A 17,712-nucleotide genomic window follows, 5' to 3' on the forward strand; every position below is an offset into this window, starting at 1 on the left:
CCTCAATGGTCGGTATCGAACATCTCGTGCAATTCGTCGAGCAGGTCGGCGGCTTCTTCCTGCGACAGGCCGAGATGCTGGCAAGCAAGTTCGCCGCCCTTGTCCCACTCCAGCGAGGTACTGTTGCCATGGTAGCGCTGAATGCCCTTTTCGGCCAGCAGCGACAGGGCGACGAGCGAGCGGATGGCGTCGTCCGTGGACGGGTCGGCCAGCACCGTGTAGTCGTGGTGGTGCAAAATCGCCCACGAGACGTCGGAAGACAGGCCCCAGTTGCGCGCCAGCAAGCAGCCGATGGCCGCGTGGTTGGTCTGGTGGCGCGCGTCTTCCAGTGCTGTAAAACAATTGTGCGCATCGTTGGCGGCCGCCGCGTACGTGTTGACGTAGTCGGGAAAGCGGTTCATCAGCAGGGGCACGCCGATGTCGCAGAACAGGCCGAAGGTGTGGGCGATGTCGGGCGGGGCGATGCGCAACTTGCGTGAAGTAAATACCAGGGCGCGCGCGCGCTTGGCCGACACATCCCAGAAATTGGTCAGTTCCACGCCTTCCGCTTCCAGCGCCTGGCGCGCCAGCAAGCCCGTCATCATGGCGCTGCACTGGTTGATGCCGAGGAAATTGATGCCTTGCTCGACGGACTTGGCCTTGCGCGCGGCGCCATAGAACGGCGAATTGGCCAATTTCAGCAGGGCGCCCGACATGCCGACGTCGTCGGCGATGATGCGCGCGATGCGGCGCGGCGACGGGTCCTGTTCCGCCAGTTCGCGCTGCAAGTCGACCAGCAGGCTGGGACGCGGCGGGATACGGATGGAACGCATCAAGGCGTCAACCGGATCTTCCTGCTCTATCTGCTTTTGCGCTGCCGCTCTCATCATCACGCTTTCATCATCATTTTTGTGCCCGGTGCTTATTCTGTCGTGCGCTGCCGCTGCCCGCTTCATGAGCGTCTGGCGCAGTGCCCGACGATTATCGCTGTTTATGCATAGCAATAGTTCATATCTGCAATATATTCTGGAAAAAATCCCCGTTTTGGCCCGGTCCGGCCGTGATTTTCGTCATTTTACGACCTTGCCCGTCCCGGTATCCATGATGAAAAAACCAAGTTTTATTTGTTTTCAAGGCGGGGCAAAGCGTGCGGCCGGATGCGCGGCGGTACAATTGCCTGATGAAAAAAATCCTTGCGGGTATCGATTTCGCGGACGATTCCAGCAGCGTGGCGCGCCAGCTGATCGGCGTGACCGTGCTGGTCGACGGCGTGGGCGGGCGCATCGTGGAAACGGAAGCGTATGACCGGCTGGACCCTGCCTCGCACACGTATGGGGGCATGACGCCGCGCAATGCGGCCATGTTCGGCCCGCCCGGACATGCCTATGTCTACCGCTCGTACGGCATCCATTGGTGCCTGAACTTTGTGTGCCGCGAAGCGGGGCATGGCGCGGGCGTGCTGATCCGCGCGATCGAACCCGTGGAGGGGCTCGATGCGATGCGCGAACGGCGCGGCGTCGCGGGGGAGCGGCTGCTGTGCTCGGGACCGGGCAAGGTGTGCCAGGCGCTGGGCGTGAGCCATCTGCACAACCGGCTGGCACTGGACGCGCCGCCGTTCCTGTTGCTGGCCCGCGAGGGCGATGTCACGGTGCAAACGGGGCCGCGCATCGGCATTTCCAAAGCGATGGACACGCCGTGGCGCTTCGTGCTGGCCGGCTCGCCCTATCTGAGTAAACCGCTGCGCGCGCCCGCCGTCTAGCTGCGCCGGCGCCGCGATGCATCGTTGGCGCCATGCCGGCCGGGCATGCCGCGCAGCGGGCTGTGCAATGCGCGCCGGTCCTTGCCTTCTCCGTTGGCGGGGCTGGCAGGATGCTGGAATGCTTCGTCTTCGGTGTGGCCAGCCGGTGAGGCGGGGCGCTCATCCAGGGTGAACACGGCCACGGCCGCCGACAATTTGACGGCCTGGTCCTGCAAACTGGCCGCCGCCGCTGCCGCCTGTTCCACCAGGGCTGCATTTTGCTGGGTGACGTCATCCATTTGCGTGACGGCCTGGTTCACTTCCGTGATGCCCGACGCCTGCTCCGCGCTGGCCTGTTTCACGCGCTGGATGATCTCATTGACTTGCTGCACCGAGGCCACGATGGCGCCCATGCTGTCGCCCGCTTGCTGCACGGCCACGCTGCCGCCGTCGATGGTGGTGACGGACGTGGCGATCAGGGTCTTGATTTCCTTGGCGGCCTGCGCCGAGCGCTGCGCCAGGGTGCGCACTTCCGACGCCACCACGGCAAAACCGCGGCCCTGTTCTCCCGCGCGCGCCGCTTCCACCGCCGCATTCAGCGCGAGGATATTGGTCTGGAAGGAAATGCCGTCGATCACGCCGATAATATCCACGATCTGGCGCGAATTGGCGCGTATCGTCGCCATCGTCGTCACGGCTTGCTGCATCGACACGCCCCCTTGCACGGCCAGGGTGGATGCCTGCCCCGCCAGCTCGCAGGCCAGTTGGGCGTTGTCGGCGTTGTCATTGACGGCTTGCGTCAGCGCTTCCATGGCGCTCGACGTCTCTTCCAGCGAACTGGCTTGCATTTCCGTGCGCGCCGACAGATCCAGGTTGCCGGTGGCAATTTCGTGCGAGGCCGTGTCGATCGATTGCACGGCGCCCATGATGGTGCGCAAGGTCTGGTTCAGGTGGGCGATGGTCTGGTCCAGCACGCGCGAGGTGGCGGCGATTTCATCATTGCCCTGCTTGGGCGCGCCCGCCATCAGCTTGCCCGCCGCCAAGTCTTGCACGGCGTCGGCAATGCCGCGGATTTCCACCAGCATGGCGCGCCGCACCAGCATGGTCACCACGATGGAGACGAGGATGGAGAGCAGGACGGTCAGCAGCAAGCTCCAGCACAGGGTGCGAAACTCGGCGCTGGCCGTCGCATGGGCCTGGCTGCTGAGCGTCGTTTCCAGCGCGGACAGTTGCGCCAACTGCGTATTGAACTGGCCGAACTGCGTTTCCGCCTTGAGCATGGAATTGGTGGCGATCGACTGGTCCATCTGCGCCATTTCCATGGTTTCCAGCACGGCCTTGCGATAGCCGGCCAGTGCCGTGATGGCCGCATCGACCAGGGTGAGTTCGGCGCCCGTGGCCGTGGCGCGCAGCGAGGCCAGCTGGGTGCCGATGGCCGCGTGGCGCGCCTTGATCTGTTGCTCCAGTGTATCGAGACGGGCCTTGGCGAAGCTGCCATTCGTCCACGACAGCAACTGGTACATATTGCCGTGCACATGCTTGGCCTCCCCTAGTACGTCGGCGGCTGCTTTCAGGTGCGTGATGCGTACCCGCACCATGTTTTCCAGCGAGGCATTTTGCCGCACCATGCCATACCAGGCGCCGGTCGAGCTGAGTATCAGCAACAGCAGGACCAGGGTGGGTGCCAGCAATAATTTTGGCCCTATGCGTAATTGATTGAGCATGCTCGACTCCTGGCGATGGCCGTTCAAACCGCAGGCGGCGCGCGGTGTGCATGCGCGCCGCCCTTGCCCTATTTTTTGTAGATCCCCGCTTCCAGCACCACATCGTTGACGCGCAGGATGTAGGTGGTCTTCGGTTCGATCTTGCCGGTGGTGGGATTCTTGTATTGGTAATCGACCCAGCCCTTGCCTTGTTTTTGCGCCAGCTCAATGATTTCACGGCGATATTTCTTGCCATTCGCATCGGGCACATCCGTCAAATCCTTGCCCACGATGGAAGGATTGATGGGGTGGGCCAGCACGATGCCCGTCTTGATGTCGCGCATGTCCACATACAGCGAGCCCTGCACGAAGTCCGGGTCTTTCGCCGTGATTTTTTTCATCATTTCTTCCTTGCCATGCGCCTTCATGAAGGCGGCGCCCCGTTCGGCCATGGCGATGGCGTCTTTTTCCGTTGGTTCGACCGCGGCGCTGACGTTGCCACCGGCAAATGCCAGGCACAGCAGGCTACCCGTGAATAAGCGTTTCATGAAAGCTCCTTGTGATATCGAGGGATATGTTGCCAAGTCGTAATTTACGTCGCCGACGCTGCCCGCAAATTGCGATGGCACAAACTAAGGTGTTGCTTGTCGGTAGCTTGCAACGTATCGACGGCTTGTTGATATGTAACAATTTGGTTCCGAGTGGCAAGAACTATGATGACTTTCACAGCATGCCAAGCTGGCAAGGCATGGCAGAGGAAGAGGCTGGAATTGGCCGGGATAGGGCTGGTTTCAAGGAAGTTATCGCTGTTTACTAGCAAGGAGCCGATCGTGTCCGCACCCATTACCGAGCCGTTTTCACCCAAGTTCAAGCCGTATACGCGGCACACCATACAACAGGCGCGGCAGTGGGAATGGCTGCCGGAAGAGCAGCGCGAAGCCGTGCAAGTGGTGTCGCACGTCTTGCCGTTTCGCACCAATGCCTATGTGCTCGATCAGTTGATCGACTGGAACAACATCCCTGACGACCCCATCTATCGCCTCGTCTTTCCCCACCGCGACATGCTGGCGCCCGAGCAGTACGCGCACCTGCGCGAGCTGGTGCTGGTGCAACAGGACAAGGCCGCTATCGATGCCTATGTGCATGGCTTGCGCCTGGGCATGAATCCCCATCCGGCCGGCCAGATGACGCACAACGTGCCCCGGGTCAACGATGCGCCCGTGCGGGGCTTGCAGCATAAATATGCGCAAACGGTGCTGTTTTTCCCCAGTGCAGGACAGACGTGCCACGCGTATTGCACCTTCTGTTTCCGCTGGCCCCAGTTTGTCGGCATGGACAACATGAAGTTCGATGCGCACGAGTCGCATGAGCTGGTCGCTTACCTGAAACTGCATCCGGAAGTGACGGACGTGCTGATCACGGGCGGCGACCCGATGATCATGAATACGCGGCAACTGGCTGCCTACCTGGAGCCGCTGCTGGCACCGGGCCTGGAACATATCCAGAACATCCGCATCGGCACCAAGGCGGTGGCGTATTGGCCGCAGCGCTTTGTTTCGGACCGCGATGCGGACGACTTGATGCGCCTGTTCGAGCGCATCGTCAAGGCGGGCAAGAACCTGGCCGTGATGGGCCATTACAGCCATGCCGTCGAGTTGCGCCAGGACATCGCCCAGCAAGCGGTGAAGCGCATCATTTCCACGGGCGCTACCTTGCGCATGCAGGGGCCGCTGATCCGCCACATCAACGAAGACCCCGCTAGCTGGGCCGAGCTGTGGCAGACGGGCACGCGCCTGGGGGCGATTCCGTATTACATGTTTGTCGAACGGGACACGGGCCCGCGCAGCTATTTCGAGTTGCCCCTGGCGAAGGCGCACGAGATTTTCCAGGCCGCCTACCAGATGGTGTCCGGCCTGTCGCGCACGGTGCGCGGGCCTTCCATGAGCGCGTTTCCCGGCAAGATCGTCATCGATGGCATCGTCACCATCCATGGCGAAAAACTGTTTGCCCTGCAATTTTTGCAGGCGCGCAACCCGGACTGGGTGCGCCGGCCGTTTTATGCCAAGTTCGATGCGGAAGCGACGTGGATGGACGATTTGAAGCCGGCCTTTGGCCAGGACAAGTTTTTCTTTGAAACGGATGACCCGGTGCCGCAGGTGCCGCATAAAATCATCCGCCTGGCACAGGCCGCCTGAGCATGCACGGCCACGGCGCGCCTGCCCGTTCCGGTGCGGCCGTGTTTTGCCTGGTGTTCCTGCCGTTCGCGCTCGGTCATTACCTGTCCTGTCTGCTGCGCGGCGTGAATGCCGTGCTGACGGCCGAATTGCTGGGCGCCATCGCCCTGACGCCGGCCCAGCTGGGCTTGCTGACCAGCGCCTTTTTTCTCGCCTTTGCGCTGGTGCAATTGCCGGTCGGCATGGCGCTCGACCGCTACGGCCCCCGCACGGTGCAACTGTGGCTGCTGGCGCTGGCGGCCCTGGGCGTGTGGCTGTTCAGCCGGGGCCACAGCTTTGCCGGACTGATGTGGGCACGCGCCTTGATGGGGGCGGGCCTGGGCGGCTGTTTCATGGCCGCCGTGAAAGCGATCTCGTGCGCCATCGCGCCAGCTCGCCTGCCGTCCGTGCATGGCTATCTGATCGCCGTGGGCGGCCTGGGAGCGGCCACGGCCACCATGCCCGTCAAGCTGGCCCTGCACTACACGGATTGGCGCGGCGTGTTCCTGGGCCTGGCGCTGGCGGCGCTGGCCATCGGCTTGCTGATCCGCCTGCTGTCGCCGGCCCTGCCTGCGCCCGCCGCGGCGAGGAACAAGGTCAGCGTCTGGAGCGTGTATCGCGACAGGGCCTTTCGCCGCACCATCGCGCTGATCCTGCTGCCGCACACGGTGTTCTTTGGCGTGCAGGGCTTGTGGGTGGGGCGCTGGCTGGCCGACGTGGGCGGCTTGTCCGACGACAATGTCGCGTATTTGTTGTACCTGGGCATGGCGGCCGTCATCTTCGGCGCCATCGGCATGGGCATGCTGACGGAATGCGCGGCGCGGCGCGGTATTGCACCCATGCAAGTGGCGGGCGTGGGCATCGTCCTGTTTGTCGCCGTGCAAGTGGCGATGGCGTGCAATGTGGTGCCCAGCCTGCCTTTGCTGTCCGTGCTATTTACCCTGCTGGGCACGGTGACGGGCCTCGAGTATGCGATCGTTGCGCAAAGCATGCCGGCCAGTTTGACGGGCAGGGCGGCCACCTGTTTGAATTTGCTCATTTTCACGGGCGCCTTCCTAGCGCAGGCGGGCTTTGGCCTGATCCTCGGCTGCTGGCCCCTGAACAGCCAGCAGCAGTATCCGCCGCAGGCGTACCAGGCGGCGTTTGGCGTGCTGGCGGCCTTGCAATTGCCAGGACTTGCGATGTTTTTCATTCACCGCTGCAGGCGTGCCGGGCCATCCGGTAAAATGGCAGCCTGCACAGCGGCAATGATCAACTCCAAGGAAGACTATGAAACTCGTTCGTTATGGACGTCCAGGCAAGGAAAAACCGGGCCTGATCGATGAAGAAGGCAAACTGCGCGACCTGTCCGGCGTGATCGCCGATATTGATGGCGCACAACTGTCCGACAAGGCCCTGCGCAAGCTGGCCAAGCTCGACGAAAAGACCTTGCCTTTGGTGCGCGGCAATCCACGCTTCGGCGTGCCGCTGGCGAAAGTCGGCAAGTTCATCGGCATCGGCCTGAATTACGCGGATCACGCGGCCGAGGCCGGCATGCCGATCCCGGCCGAACCCATCGTCTTCATGAAGGCCATCACTTGCCTGAATGGCCCAGACGACAATGTCGTGTTGCCGAAAGGCTCGAAAAAGACGGACTGGGAAGTGGAGCTGGGCGTGATCATCGGCACGCGCGCGCAATACGTGAGCGAAGAGGACGCCCTGAAATACGTGGCCGGCTATTGCGTCGTCAACGACATTTCCGAGCGCTCGTTCCAGCTGGAACGGGGCGGCCAGTGGGACAAGGGCAAGGGTTGCGACACCTTCGGCCCCGTCGGCCCATGGCTGGTGACGCGCGATGAAGTCATCGACGAGCAGGATCTGGACCTGTATCTGGAAGTCAACGGCAAGCGCATGCAGACCGGCAATACGCAAACCATGATCTTCACGGTCGCGCAGATCGTCAGCTACCTGTCGCAATTCATGACCCTGGAACCGGGCGACGTCATCGCCACGGGCACGCCGCCGGGCGTGGGCCAGGGCCGCAAGCCGCAGCGTTTCCTCAAAAAAGGCGACAGCATGCGCCTGGGTATCGCCGGCCTCGGTGAACAGCAGCAGGACGTGGTTGCCTGGACTGCCTGATGGCCGGTAGCGATATCGACCGTTTGCCGCCGTTGCTGCTGGACCAGCTCGATGTCCAGCAGCGCGCGGCCGCGCAAGCCATCATCGACGGTCCGCGCGGGGCGCTGTACGGCCCCTTCGTGCCGCTGATCCGCAGCCCCGAGCTGATGGAAACGGCGCAGCGCATGGGGGAATATTTGCGCTACCGCAGCGCCATCGGCACGCGGCTGTCGGAACTGGCGATCCTGGTGACGGCGCGCCAGTGGGACCAGCAAGTCGAGTGGGCCATCCACGCGCCGCTGGCCGTGCAGAACGGCATCGCGCAAGCGGCCGTGGACGCCATCGCGGCGCGGCGCGTACCGCTGGCCCTGAAGGAAGACGAGCAAGCCGTGCATGACTTTTGCATCGAGTTGCAGCAGAACAAGCGTGTCAGCGATGCCACGTATGCGCGCGCGCTGGCGCTGTTCGGCGAGCACGGCGTGGTCGACTTGATGGGTATCAATGGCTACTACACCTTCCTGGCCATGGTGATGAATGGCGCGCAGACGGCGGTGCCGGCCTTGGGTGTGCCGCCCATGCCCGCCTGATGACAGGTGTTTTTCGGACAAAGATGGACAAAGTGTAATGAAGTTGAAATTATTCAATATATAATTTTACTTCCCTTCCATTGCCAACAAGCTCAATGAAAACTCGTCCGTGCTTCACCCTGATGGGCCGCGCCTTCCTGGCGCTGGCCCTTTCTTTTTGCCCCTTGATGACTGTGCGCGCGCTTGCCGCCGAGACCGCTGCGACCGCCAGCCCCGGCGCTTCCGCCCTGGAAAACTCCGTCGTCAAGGTGTTTTCCACCTTGCGGGGACCGGACCCCTACAAACCGTGGAGCAAGGCTGCGCCGCAAGAGGTGACGGGTTCCGGCGTCGTCATCGAAGGCCGCCGCATCCTCACCAATGCGCATGTGGTCGGCTATGCCAGCCAGGTGCAGATCCAGGCGAATGGCGCCGGCGACAAGATACCGGCGACCGTGCTGGCCATCTCGCGCGGCATGGACCTGGCCTTGCTGAAAATCGACGACGACAGTTTTTTCGCCAGCCATAAAGCGGTGCCGCGCGCCAATGTCTTGCCGGACGTGCGCGATGCCGTGCTGGCGTATGGCTATCCGACGGGCGGCACCTCGCTGTCGATCACCAAGGGCATCGTTTCGCGCATCGAATTCGTGCGCTACAACTTCCCCGTCTCCGGCCTGCGCATCCAGATCGATGCGGCCATCAATCCGGGCAATAGCGGCGGCCCCGTGATTGCCGGCGACAAGATGATCGGCCTGGCCTTTGCCGGCATGCTCAATGCGCAAAACATCGGCTACATCATCCCCAACGAGGAAATCGAACTGTTCCTGCGCGACCAGGACAGTGGCGCGCCCAAGGGCAAGCCGGCCATGCGTGACGTGACGCAAACGCTGGAAAATCCCGCGCTGCGCACGTATCTGAAGCTGGCCAAGGGTGTCGAAGGCGCCGTCGTGATGACGCCGGCCAGCAAGGATGCCGCCTATCCGCTCAAGGAGTGGGATGTCATCACGCATATCGGCGATTTTCCCATCGACAACCAGGGCATGGTCAAGCTGAATGCCAACAGCCGCGTGCGCTTCCAGTACCGGGTACAGCAGTTGGCGAAAGACGGCCAGTTGCCGTTGACGGTGGTGCGCCAGGGCGCGCCCCTGAAAATCAAGGTGCCCGTCTCGGCGGCGCACCCGATGCTCATCAGCGGTCTGCAGGGCAATTACCCATCCTATTTCATCTTCGGTCCGATGGTGTTTTCGCGCGCCAGCACGGAATTCATGGCGGCGCCGAATGGCAACCCGGCGATGTTGGGCGGCATGGCGTTTGCCGGCAATCCGCTTGCCACGCGGCGCGGCGATGCGCCCGACAGCGAGCGCGAGGAACTGGTGGTGATCGCCGCGCCGTTCTTCCCGCACAAGCTGATGAATGGCTACAGTACCCGTTTCTTCTCGGTCGTCGATTCCGTCAATGGCGTGCGCGTGCGCAGCCTGGCGCACCTGGTGGCCTTGCTGCGCGACCAGACGGATGAATTACTGACGTTCCGCTTCCAGCAGCGCGATGCGGAAATGGTCGTCGTGCCCCGCAAGGACATGCTGGCAGCGACGGAATCGGTGCTGACGGATAACGGCATCCGCTCGGAAGCGTCGCCCGACATGTTGAAAATCTGGAATGAAAAAACGCCGGTAAACTGATCGTTCCCGGCGTTCCGCAAGACAACAGGCGCGGCGCAGACCGCGCCTGTTTTACTTTAAGCCAATACTTTCTTCAGCCACGCGCCGATGGCGTCGATTTCTTCCTGGCACAGCGAGTGCTGCATCATGTACTCGTGCCATTCCACCTTGTAACCCATGCCGGTGAGCAAGTCGCGCGACTGTTGCGCGCGGCCGATCTGCACCACGGGGTCGGCCGTGCCGTGCGCCATGAAGATCGGCGTCTGCAGGCTGGCCGGCGTGCGTTCCAGAGCCGTCTTGTCGGCCAGCGGCAGATAGCCGGACAGGCACATCAGGCCGGCCAGCGGTTCCGCATGGCGCAAGCCCGTTTGCAGGGTCATGGCGCAGCCTTGCGAGAAGCCGGCCAGGATGATGCGGCTGGCGGGAATGCCGCGCGCCTTTTCGCGCGCGATCAGCGCTTCGATCTGCAGCTGCGAGGCGCGCAAGCCGCCCTCATCTTCGCGGCGCACGAGGTCGCTCACGAGGATGTCGTACCAGGCGCGCATCACATAGCCGTTGTTGATGGTGACGGGCATGGTGCCGGCGCTGGGGAAGATGAAGCGGATGGCGGGGCAGCCGCGCAAATCGAGTTCTTTCACCAGGGGAACGAAGTCGTTGCCGTCGGCGCCCAGGCCATGCATCCAGATGATGGAGACGGTGGGGTTCGGTGCGCTGTCGAGTTCGATGGTTTCCAGCAAAGTGCTCATGTATTTTCCTCTGGTAGTGGTTGCGCCGGACGCAGCGCCGATTTGGGACGGAAGGCCTTGCAGATGGCCGGGTCGGTTTCCATGTAAGGGCCTCCGATGAGATCGATGCAATAGGGCACGGCGGCAAAGATGCCGTTCACCAATTGATTTCCATCAACATCCTTCAAGCCTTCCAGGGTTTCCTTGATGGCTTTCGGCTGGCCCGGCAAGTTCATGATCAGGGCGGCGCGCTCGGGCGTCTCGCGGATCACGGCCACCTGGCGCGACAAAATGGCCGTCGGCACGAATTGCAGGCTGATCTGGCGCATCTGTTCGCCGAAACCGGGCATTTCCTTGGTCCCGACGGACAAGGTGGCGTCCGGCGTCACATCGCGCCGTGCCGGACCCGTGCCGCCCGTCGTCAGGATCAGATGGCAGTGGCTCAGGTCGACCATGTCGATCAGGGTGTTTTCAATTTGCGAGCGCTCGTCCGGGATCAGGCGCTTTTCCAGGCGGAAAGGCGTGCGGATGGCGGCGGACAGCCAGCTTTCCAGGGCGGGGATGCCCAGGTCTTCATACACGCCGCCGCTGGCGCGGTCCGAGATCGACACGAGGCCGATAATCAATTCGTCTTCGAGAGTGGTGGACATCGGTCACCTATAAAAGTTTGGAGTGTCTTAAAAACAATAAAACCGGGATTATCCCGGTTTTTTGTCCATCCTTGCGTTTGGGACGGTCAATTACTCGTCGTCTTCCGCTTCTGCGTCATCTTCGTCGGCATCTTTCTTGCCGCCATTTTGCTTCTTGGCGATCTCTTTCAAGATCTGGAAGATTTCACGGTAGGCCTTCGGCGGCTTGTTCTCGGCTTGCTCCTTGCGGGCATTGCGGATCAGGGTGCGAAGGTGCTGCACGTCCAGTTCCGGATTTTCCGACAGCAAGACGGTCAGGGCTTTGTCGTCCGTCAAGAGTTTGTCGCGGCGGCGTTCCATCGCGTGCATATTGGCTGTGTCGGCTTTCGACAAGCCTTTCCAGCTATCGATGGTGCGTTGGATGGCGGCAACTTCGTCTTCATCCAGGGTGCGCATCTTCTTGCCCACGTATTGCAGCTGGCGGCGGCGGCCTTCGTGATCCTTGATTTGCTGGCATTCGAGAATGGCGTCACGCACGTCTTCCGGCATCGGGACGCGCTTGACGCGGTCGCGTGCCTCATTGACGAGTTCTTCGCCCAGCTTTTGCAGGACGGTCATCTGGCGCTTGAGTTCCGACTTCGAAGGACGTTCATATTCCTGTTCGAATTCGGTGGATTGGAAGCCGCAAGCTCCCCGGTTTGGATTTGGCATGATAAGGCGGGATTGGCCGCGTAGGCCGCACCTGTAAACTGTAAACGACTGCTATGATAACCTTTTTAGCGGCTTTCCGAAGAAAACAGCGCATGAACGACTCCGTATTTACCCATAGTCAAGAGCAATTGCAGCAACTAGCCCGTGATGTGTTGTCTTTTGCGCGGGAAGCGGGCGGCACCGACGCAGCCGTCGAAGTCAGCGAAGGCGGCGGCTTGTCCGTTTCTGTCCGAAAAGGCAAGATCGAGACGATCGAGCAAAACAAGGACAAGGGCATGGGCGTGACCGTGTTTGTCGGCAAGAAGCGCGGCAATGCCAGCACCTCCGATTTCTCGCCGTCCGCCCTGCGCGCCACGGTGGACGCGGCCTACAACATCGCCCGCTTCACGGCCGAGGACGATTGCGCGGGCCTGGCCGACACGGACATGCTGGAAATGTCCCCCCGCGACTTGCAATTGTTCTATCCCTGGCTCATTTCCACCGAGGAAGCCGTCGCGCTGGCCCAGCGGGCTGAAGCGGCCGCGTTTGCCGTCGACCCGCGCATCACGAATAGCGAGGGGGCCAGCGTGCACGTGCAGCAATCGCACTTTGTTTCCGCCAATTCGCGCGGCTTCATCGGCGGCTACCCGTTCTCGCGCCACACCCTGTCCGTGGCGCCCATCGCCGGCAAAGGGGCGAAGATGCAGCGCGACGACTGGTATTCGTCCGTGCGCGACGCCTCCAAAATGTCGAGCCCGGAAGCCATCGGCCGCTATGCCGCCGAGCGCGCCCTGTCGCGCCTGAACGCGCGCAAACTGGGCACGCGCACTTGTCCCGTGCTGTTCGAGGCGCCGCTGGCGGCCGGTTTGCTGGGTACCTATGTGCAAGCGACCTCGGGCGGCGCCCTGTATCGCAAATCCACTTTCCTGAACGATTCCCTGGGCACGCAAGTGCTGCCGTCGCACGTGCAGATCTTCGAAGACCCGCACGTGATCGGCGGCGTCGGTTCGGCGCCGTTCGACGAAGAGGGCGTGAAAACCGTCAGCCGCGACGTCGTCAAGGATGGCGTGGTGCAAGGCTATTTCCTGTCGACCTACACGGCCCGCAAGCTGGGCATGCAGACGACGGGCAACGCGGGCGGTTCGCACAATCTGTATCTGACCTCGAACCTGACGGCCGCCAGCGACGATTTTAGTGCCATGCTGAAAAAACTGGGCACGGGCTTGCTGGTGACGGAGCTGATGGGACAAGGAACCAATTACGTGACGGGCGACTATTCGCGCGGCGCATCCGGTTTCTGGGTGGAAAATGGCGTGATCCAGTACCCGGTGGAAGAAATCACCATCGCCGGCAACATGAAGGACATGCTGCGCAACATCGTGGCCGTGGGCGCCGACGAACTGCGCCGCGGCACCAAACAGACGGGTTCCATCCTCATCGAGAGCATGGTGGTGGCGGGCGGCTGAGCGCCTGCATGGCAAGCGCGACAACGCCGGGCGGGCGCGCCACGCTTTACTGCTGGACTTGATAGCCATCCGTCAGGGTGGCCAGAAACTTCACCATATCCTCGATCTCGCCCGCCGTCAGCGCCGGCGCCATGCCGCGCTTGCGGTCGAACGGCGCTTCCTTGACGTTCACGTTGGCGCGGTATCTGGCGGGTATGTCATTGAATTTCTGCACTTTTCCCCGCTTGTCGCGCGGATACCATTCTTGCGGATGCGTATCGCGCCGCACATAAAAACGCAGAGCATCCGTCAGGTTGTCGAACACGCCGTTATGAAAAAACACTTGGCGCGTGGCCACATTGCGCAGGCTGGGCACCTTGAAGGCGCCGCATAGCTCGCCTTTCGCCGCCAGGTCCGTACGGTCGGGACCGCACAAGCCCAGGTCGAAATAGGCCGGGTCGGCCGTGGCGGGAATGCGCATATTGCGCGGCACGCCCAGATTGTCGAAACTGAAGTCCGTGAACAGGGGCGGCGCGCCATGTTCGCCCCGCACGCTGGGGTGGCAAGCGGCGCAATTGCCCTTGCGTTCATCGTTGAACAGGGCCAGGCCCCGCAATTCGGCCAACTCCAGGGGAACCTTGTTGGCCAGGTACAGGTCATATTTGGAATCGTAGCGGTGAAAATCCGGCTCTTCCTGCTGGAATTGCTGCAAAGCATACGTGATGCGGCTGAATGCCTGTTGTGGTTGCGCAAAGATGGCGTCGCCAAAGACGCGCCGGAACGCATCCGCATAGTTGCCGTTGTGTAACCGTTCCACCACCGCATCCGTGCTGGCATTGGCCATTTCGTGCGCTGCCAGGAAAGGCCGTTCCGCCTGTTCTGCCAGGCTGGCGGCGCGGCCGTCGCGGTTGATGCCGCCGTTGGGCGCCCCTTCTTCATCAAAGCGGAAGGGCGGCGTGTGTTCCAGGTAGCGCAGCGATGGCGTGGCGCGGTAGCCGTGCGCCTGGCCATCGGCGCCGCCCAGTTGCACGGCCAGCTTGTTGCCGGGCGCGTAGGCGTGGTCCGGGTCATGGCAGCTGGCGCACGACTGCCTGCCCGAGGCGGACAGGCTGGCATCGTGGAAGATGCGTCGCCCCAGCTGCGCGGCAGGGCTGAGTTCGGCCGCCATGTTTGGCATGCCGTGCAAGCCAAGAAACAAGAATATGCACACGTGTGCAAATCGGGTCGGTGAAAATCGCGCCTCAGCGCGTGGCTGGTCTTTGATGGTCATATGGCGGGATGGTTGTCGGCAAGGGGGAGACAGGTAATGCTGCGCCCAGTATAGGCAGCAATGGCTGGCGTGGCAACGATTAGCGATGCTGCGCTGCGCAAGACGGGGAGCGGAAAACAGCCGGCGGCAGAGTAACCGCCGGCCAAGCCCGTCACGTCATGCGTGGCGGGCCAGTTTCATGCGCGGCTCAGGCGCGCAAGGTGGACAGGATAGGCTGCAGCACTGCCGCGCCCAGGGCGGCGCTGCGGGCGCCGCTCCAGCCCGTTTGCGGGTCGGGATCGTTGGCATTGTCCTTGAACGGCAATTCCAGGGTCAGCGACAGGCAGCCGAAGGCGTGCGTGATATGGGGCGAACCCATGGTCAGTACTTCCGGCGTGAACGGGCCGTCTTCGTAGCCGTGCTCATCCTGGAAGTCGGGGCTGGCCACCTTGAAGTCGGCGATGAAGCGGTCTTGCTCGGCCTTCTGTGCTGGCGTGAAATTTTCCAGCGCATCGCTGCCGGCCACGAAGACGTAAGGCAAGCCTTCGTCGCCATGCACGTCGAGGAACAGGTCGCAGCCGATTTCATGCATTTTCTGTTTCACCAGGAACACTTCCGGGCTGCGCTCCATCGTCGGCGTCATCCATTCGCGGTTCAGGTTGGCGCCGGCCGCGTTGGTGCGCAGGTTGCCATGCACGGAACCGTCCGGGTTCATGTTCGGCACCACGTAGAAGACGGCGTCTTGCAGGCACTGGCGGGCAAATGGATTGGCCTGGTCCAGCAAGGCTTCGAGCATGCCTTCGACAAACCATTCGGCCATCGTTTCACCGGGATGCTGGCGCGCGATGACCCAGACTTTCTTTTCGGCATCGGCGTCGCCCACCACCAGCAGATTCATGTCGCGGCCTTCCACGGTGCTGCCCAGGTCGATCAAGCGCACCAGCGGCGACGCTTGCGCGCTGTCGATCAGGGCCAGGTGGCGGTCCCATGGGTACGGCTCGAAGTAGGCGTAGTACACGCTTTCCTCTTCCGGCGTGTGTTCGATGGTCATCACCGTGCCGTCAAAGCTGGTCGGCACGCGGAACCACGTTTCGCGGTCGTAGCTGGCCACGGCCTGGTAATCTTTCCAGCCGTCCGGGTAGGCCGACTTGCCTGCGTTCATGAAGCGGATCGTGCACGCCTCGCCTTGCGCGCCTTGCAGGCGGAAGTAAAACCACTGCGTGATGTCGGCGTGGGAATCCTTGCGGATGTTCAGCTCGATGGATTGGGCATCGTCGGCGCGCAGCACCTCGATCGCGCCGGCGTCGAATTGCTGGCTGATTTTAATGGTCATGAGTGTTCCTGATAAAAACGTATGGGTTTTGCATCGTGTGCAATGGCGCGATGATACCTGTTTTGCGGTGGACTTTGTGCTGGCGCAAACGATGACGGACGCGCTTTGCTAACGTGATAGCTCCGACACGGGGAGGCCATCATGGATGACAACGGCAAACACATACGCGAACTGGAAAAGAAAATCAGCGCCCTCAGCGACGCCCTGGCGCACCTGGGCAAGGGCACGACCTTGCAGGAATTGCTGCGCATCATACGTTTCCCCGGCTATACGACGCCGGCCGAATTCACCTTCAACGTCGCCATCCTCGACACCATGCTGGTGCAGGCCAATGCGCTGGAAAAGCTGGGGCAGGATTTATTGGCAGGGGCAAAACAGGTGGTAGCAAAATAGTGAGCGCAGGCACTGACGTATTCCTGAATGCCTGAAAAATCGCCAGGGCCAGGGCCGCAGACAGTGCGAATGGACGCCCAGGCCCTGCAACATCGTCATGGACGTGTTGTCAGGTATTCAGGCCGCCAAAACGTTCGTAGAACCACGGCTCCACATCGGGCGCCTGCGCATCTTCGCGCCGCAAGGTGGCCAGGATATGTTCCTCGGCCGCCGCGTACGTGATGCGGTACAGGTCGCGGGCCAGCGCATACGCCTGCGTGCCGGGCCACGGTTCGGGCAGCAGTTCGACGGGCAGTTGCGGGTCGTGCAATTGCACGCGGCGGTAGGCGTGCGTCAGCAGCGAGCGGATGACGAACGCTTGCTCCGCATCGAACACGGGTGCTTCTTGCAGCAAGGTCAGCAGTGGTTGGAAACTGGCGATGAATTTTTGGTAGCCGGCCATGACTTCCGATAAATCCCAGCAGTCGCCCACCATGTCGCGCAGGGGACGCGTGCTGACGCCCGGCAATTCCGTGGTGTGGCAGACATATAGCTTGCCCTGCACTTCATTGCGCACGAGGATATCTTCCAGCGCCTCCGTATTGCTGGCAGGATGGCCAAAGATGCCAGGCGAGATCAAGCCATAGCCAGCCCACAATAATTCCTTGCGCAGCGCCCCCCGCTCGGCGGCGCCGATGCTGCCGGCCGGCCCGATCACCAGGGTCCAGCTGCCATCCCAGTGCACGACCAGCGGCGCATAGATGCGGCGATAGGCGCGCTCGAAGCGGGCCAGCGCCTCCGGGCGTATCGTATAGGCGCTGCGGCGGCCGTCGCGCTGCGAGCTGAGCCAGCCTTCCTGCGCCAGGCGGAACACGCTGGTGCGCAATAAACGGTCATTCACGCCAAACGGCGCCAGCAGTTCGATCAGGCTGCCCAGCCAGATGGCGCCGCCGCGCGGCACGATGGCGTCGCCAAAGATGGTCATCACCAGGGACTTCGAGCGCGGTGGGTCGCGTTCCAGGAAATCGGCTATCCATGCCGTGCAGCGGGTGTTCTTCATGTGGTTCCGGTCTGGCCGTGTTGCGGTCGGTTCAATAAAAGCAGCAGTTTACTTGGCTGCGCGGGTAGCGCGGCAATAATTTGCCGGAAGCGCTGGTGGCGCTCCGCAGTGTTTTCTCATAAGCAATATCATACGCACAAAAAAGCTGCACAAGATACGAATTTTTAAAATGATTCATATCAAGTGTATGCAAATCGTTTTTTGTATCGTATTATCTGTTCATCGCACCGCGTTGCTGCGCAAAATCAAAGACATGGG

At 62.0% G+C, this 17,712-nt stretch carries 18 protein-coding genes; 9 read left to right on the top strand and 9 right to left on the bottom strand.

What is annotated here, in order from left to right:
- Positions 1–2: 2 nt before the first annotated feature.
- Positions 3–869, bottom strand: coding sequence for an HDOD domain-containing protein (locus OX459_RS01055; RefSeq protein ID WP_099666424.1), 867 nt, complete (start codon positions 867–869; stop codon positions 3–5).
- Positions 870–1,159: 290 nt separating this feature from the next.
- On the opposite strand from OX459_RS01055, the gene OX459_RS01060 reads away from it, so the two are divergent.
- Entirely contained in the window at positions 1,160–1,738 is a 579-nt protein-coding gene (locus tag OX459_RS01060; RefSeq protein ID WP_289903387.1) for a DNA-3-methyladenine glycosylase, read from the top strand.
- On the opposite strand, the gene OX459_RS01065 is transcribed toward OX459_RS01060, so the two are convergent.
- Both OX459_RS01065 and OX459_RS01070 read right to left on the bottom strand, forming a co-directional pair.
- The gene (locus OX459_RS01065; protein ID WP_289903389.1) at positions 1,735–3,441 is read right to left on the bottom strand and encodes a methyl-accepting chemotaxis protein; all 1,707 of its coding nucleotides are present in this window, start codon (positions 3,439–3,441) and stop codon (positions 1,735–1,737) included. The two genes, OX459_RS01060 and OX459_RS01065, sit on opposite strands and share 4 nt — an antisense overlap.
- A gap of 68 nt (positions 3,442–3,509) precedes the next feature.
- On the bottom strand, positions 3,510–3,968 hold the full coding sequence (locus OX459_RS01070) for a cache domain-containing protein (protein ID WP_099666427.1): 459 nt from the start codon (positions 3,966–3,968) through the stop codon (positions 3,510–3,512).
- A 74-nt stretch (positions 3,969–4,042) separates the two neighbouring features.
- Between OX459_RS01070 and OX459_RS01075 the strand changes: the two genes are divergently transcribed.
- From OX459_RS01075 to OX459_RS01100, 6 genes are all read left to right on the top strand, one after another.
- Complete coding sequence (locus OX459_RS01075; RefSeq protein ID WP_289903392.1) at positions 4,043–4,237, top strand: hypothetical protein; 195 nt, start codon at positions 4,043–4,045, stop codon at positions 4,235–4,237.
- Positions 4,238–4,250: 13 nt separating this feature from the next.
- A complete protein-coding gene (locus tag OX459_RS01080) occupies positions 4,251–5,615 on the top strand; it encodes a lysine 2,3-aminomutase (RefSeq protein WP_289903393.1) in 1,365 nt (454 codons plus the stop codon).
- A 2-nt stretch (positions 5,616–5,617) separates the two neighbouring features.
- Positions 5,618–6,958: an MFS transporter gene (locus OX459_RS01085; RefSeq protein WP_289903395.1), complete on the top strand. Its 1,341-nt coding sequence runs from the start codon at positions 5,618–5,620 to the stop codon at positions 6,956–6,958.
- Entirely contained in the window at positions 6,903–7,751 is an 849-nt protein-coding gene (locus tag OX459_RS01090; RefSeq protein ID WP_099666429.1) for a fumarylacetoacetate hydrolase family protein, read from the top strand. The genes OX459_RS01085 and OX459_RS01090 overlap by 56 nt, the downstream gene beginning before the upstream one ends.
- A complete protein-coding gene (locus tag OX459_RS01095; protein WP_289903396.1) occupies positions 7,751–8,317 on the top strand; it encodes a carboxymuconolactone decarboxylase family protein in 567 nt (188 codons plus the stop codon). The genes OX459_RS01090 and OX459_RS01095 overlap by 1 nt, the downstream gene beginning before the upstream one ends.
- Before the next feature lie 95 nt (positions 8,318–8,412).
- Complete coding sequence (locus OX459_RS01100) at positions 8,413–9,972, top strand: S1C family serine protease (protein WP_289903398.1); 1,560 nt, start codon at positions 8,413–8,415, stop codon at positions 9,970–9,972.
- Positions 9,973–10,028: 56 nt separating this feature from the next.
- On the opposite strand, the gene OX459_RS01105 is transcribed toward OX459_RS01100, so the two are convergent.
- From OX459_RS01105 to yjgA, 3 genes are all read right to left on the bottom strand, one after another.
- Positions 10,029–10,697, bottom strand: a complete 669-nt coding sequence (locus OX459_RS01105; RefSeq protein ID WP_251350193.1) for an alpha/beta hydrolase — start codon at positions 10,695–10,697, stop codon at positions 10,029–10,031.
- Complete coding sequence (mog, locus tag OX459_RS01110; RefSeq protein ID WP_099666433.1) at positions 10,694–11,326, bottom strand: molybdopterin adenylyltransferase; 633 nt, start codon at positions 11,324–11,326, stop codon at positions 10,694–10,696. Before mog ends, OX459_RS01105 begins: the two co-directional genes overlap by 4 nt.
- 90 nt (positions 11,327–11,416) lie before the next feature.
- Entirely contained in the window at positions 11,417–12,016 is a 600-nt protein-coding gene (gene yjgA / locus OX459_RS01115; RefSeq protein ID WP_099666434.1) for a ribosome biogenesis factor YjgA, read from the bottom strand.
- Positions 12,017–12,108: 92 nt separating this feature from the next.
- Here yjgA and pmbA point away from each other — a divergent pair, with 92 nt between their 5' ends.
- Positions 12,109–13,461, top strand: a complete 1,353-nt coding sequence (gene pmbA, locus OX459_RS01120; protein ID WP_099666435.1) for a metalloprotease PmbA — start codon at positions 12,109–12,111, stop codon at positions 13,459–13,461.
- Positions 13,462–13,507: 46 nt separating this feature from the next.
- Here pmbA and OX459_RS01125 read toward each other — a convergent pair whose 3' ends face one another.
- A complete protein-coding gene (locus OX459_RS01125) occupies positions 13,508–14,608 on the bottom strand; it encodes a cytochrome c peroxidase (protein ID WP_289903400.1) in 1,101 nt (366 codons plus the stop codon).
- A 289-nt stretch (positions 14,609–14,897) separates the two neighbouring features.
- Entirely contained in the window at positions 14,898–16,022 is a 1,125-nt protein-coding gene (locus OX459_RS01130; RefSeq protein WP_034746346.1) for a M14-type cytosolic carboxypeptidase, read from the bottom strand.
- A gap of 141 nt (positions 16,023–16,163) precedes the next feature.
- On the opposite strand from OX459_RS01130, the gene OX459_RS01135 reads away from it, so the two are divergent.
- On the top strand, positions 16,164–16,415 hold the full coding sequence (locus OX459_RS01135; RefSeq protein ID WP_289903402.1) for a hypothetical protein: 252 nt from the start codon (positions 16,164–16,166) through the stop codon (positions 16,413–16,415).
- 109 nt (positions 16,416–16,524) lie between these two features.
- On the opposite strand, the gene paaX is transcribed toward OX459_RS01135, so the two are convergent.
- A complete protein-coding gene (paaX, locus tag OX459_RS01140) occupies positions 16,525–17,454 on the bottom strand; it encodes a phenylacetic acid degradation operon negative regulatory protein PaaX (protein ID WP_251350196.1) in 930 nt (309 codons plus the stop codon).
- Between the last annotated feature and the right edge of the window lie 258 nt (positions 17,455–17,712).

Origin of the sequence: Janthinobacterium sp. SUN026, assembly GCF_030397625.1 — a bacterium.
GTDB lineage: Bacteria > Pseudomonadota > Gammaproteobacteria > Burkholderiales > Burkholderiaceae_D > Janthinobacterium > Janthinobacterium kumbetense.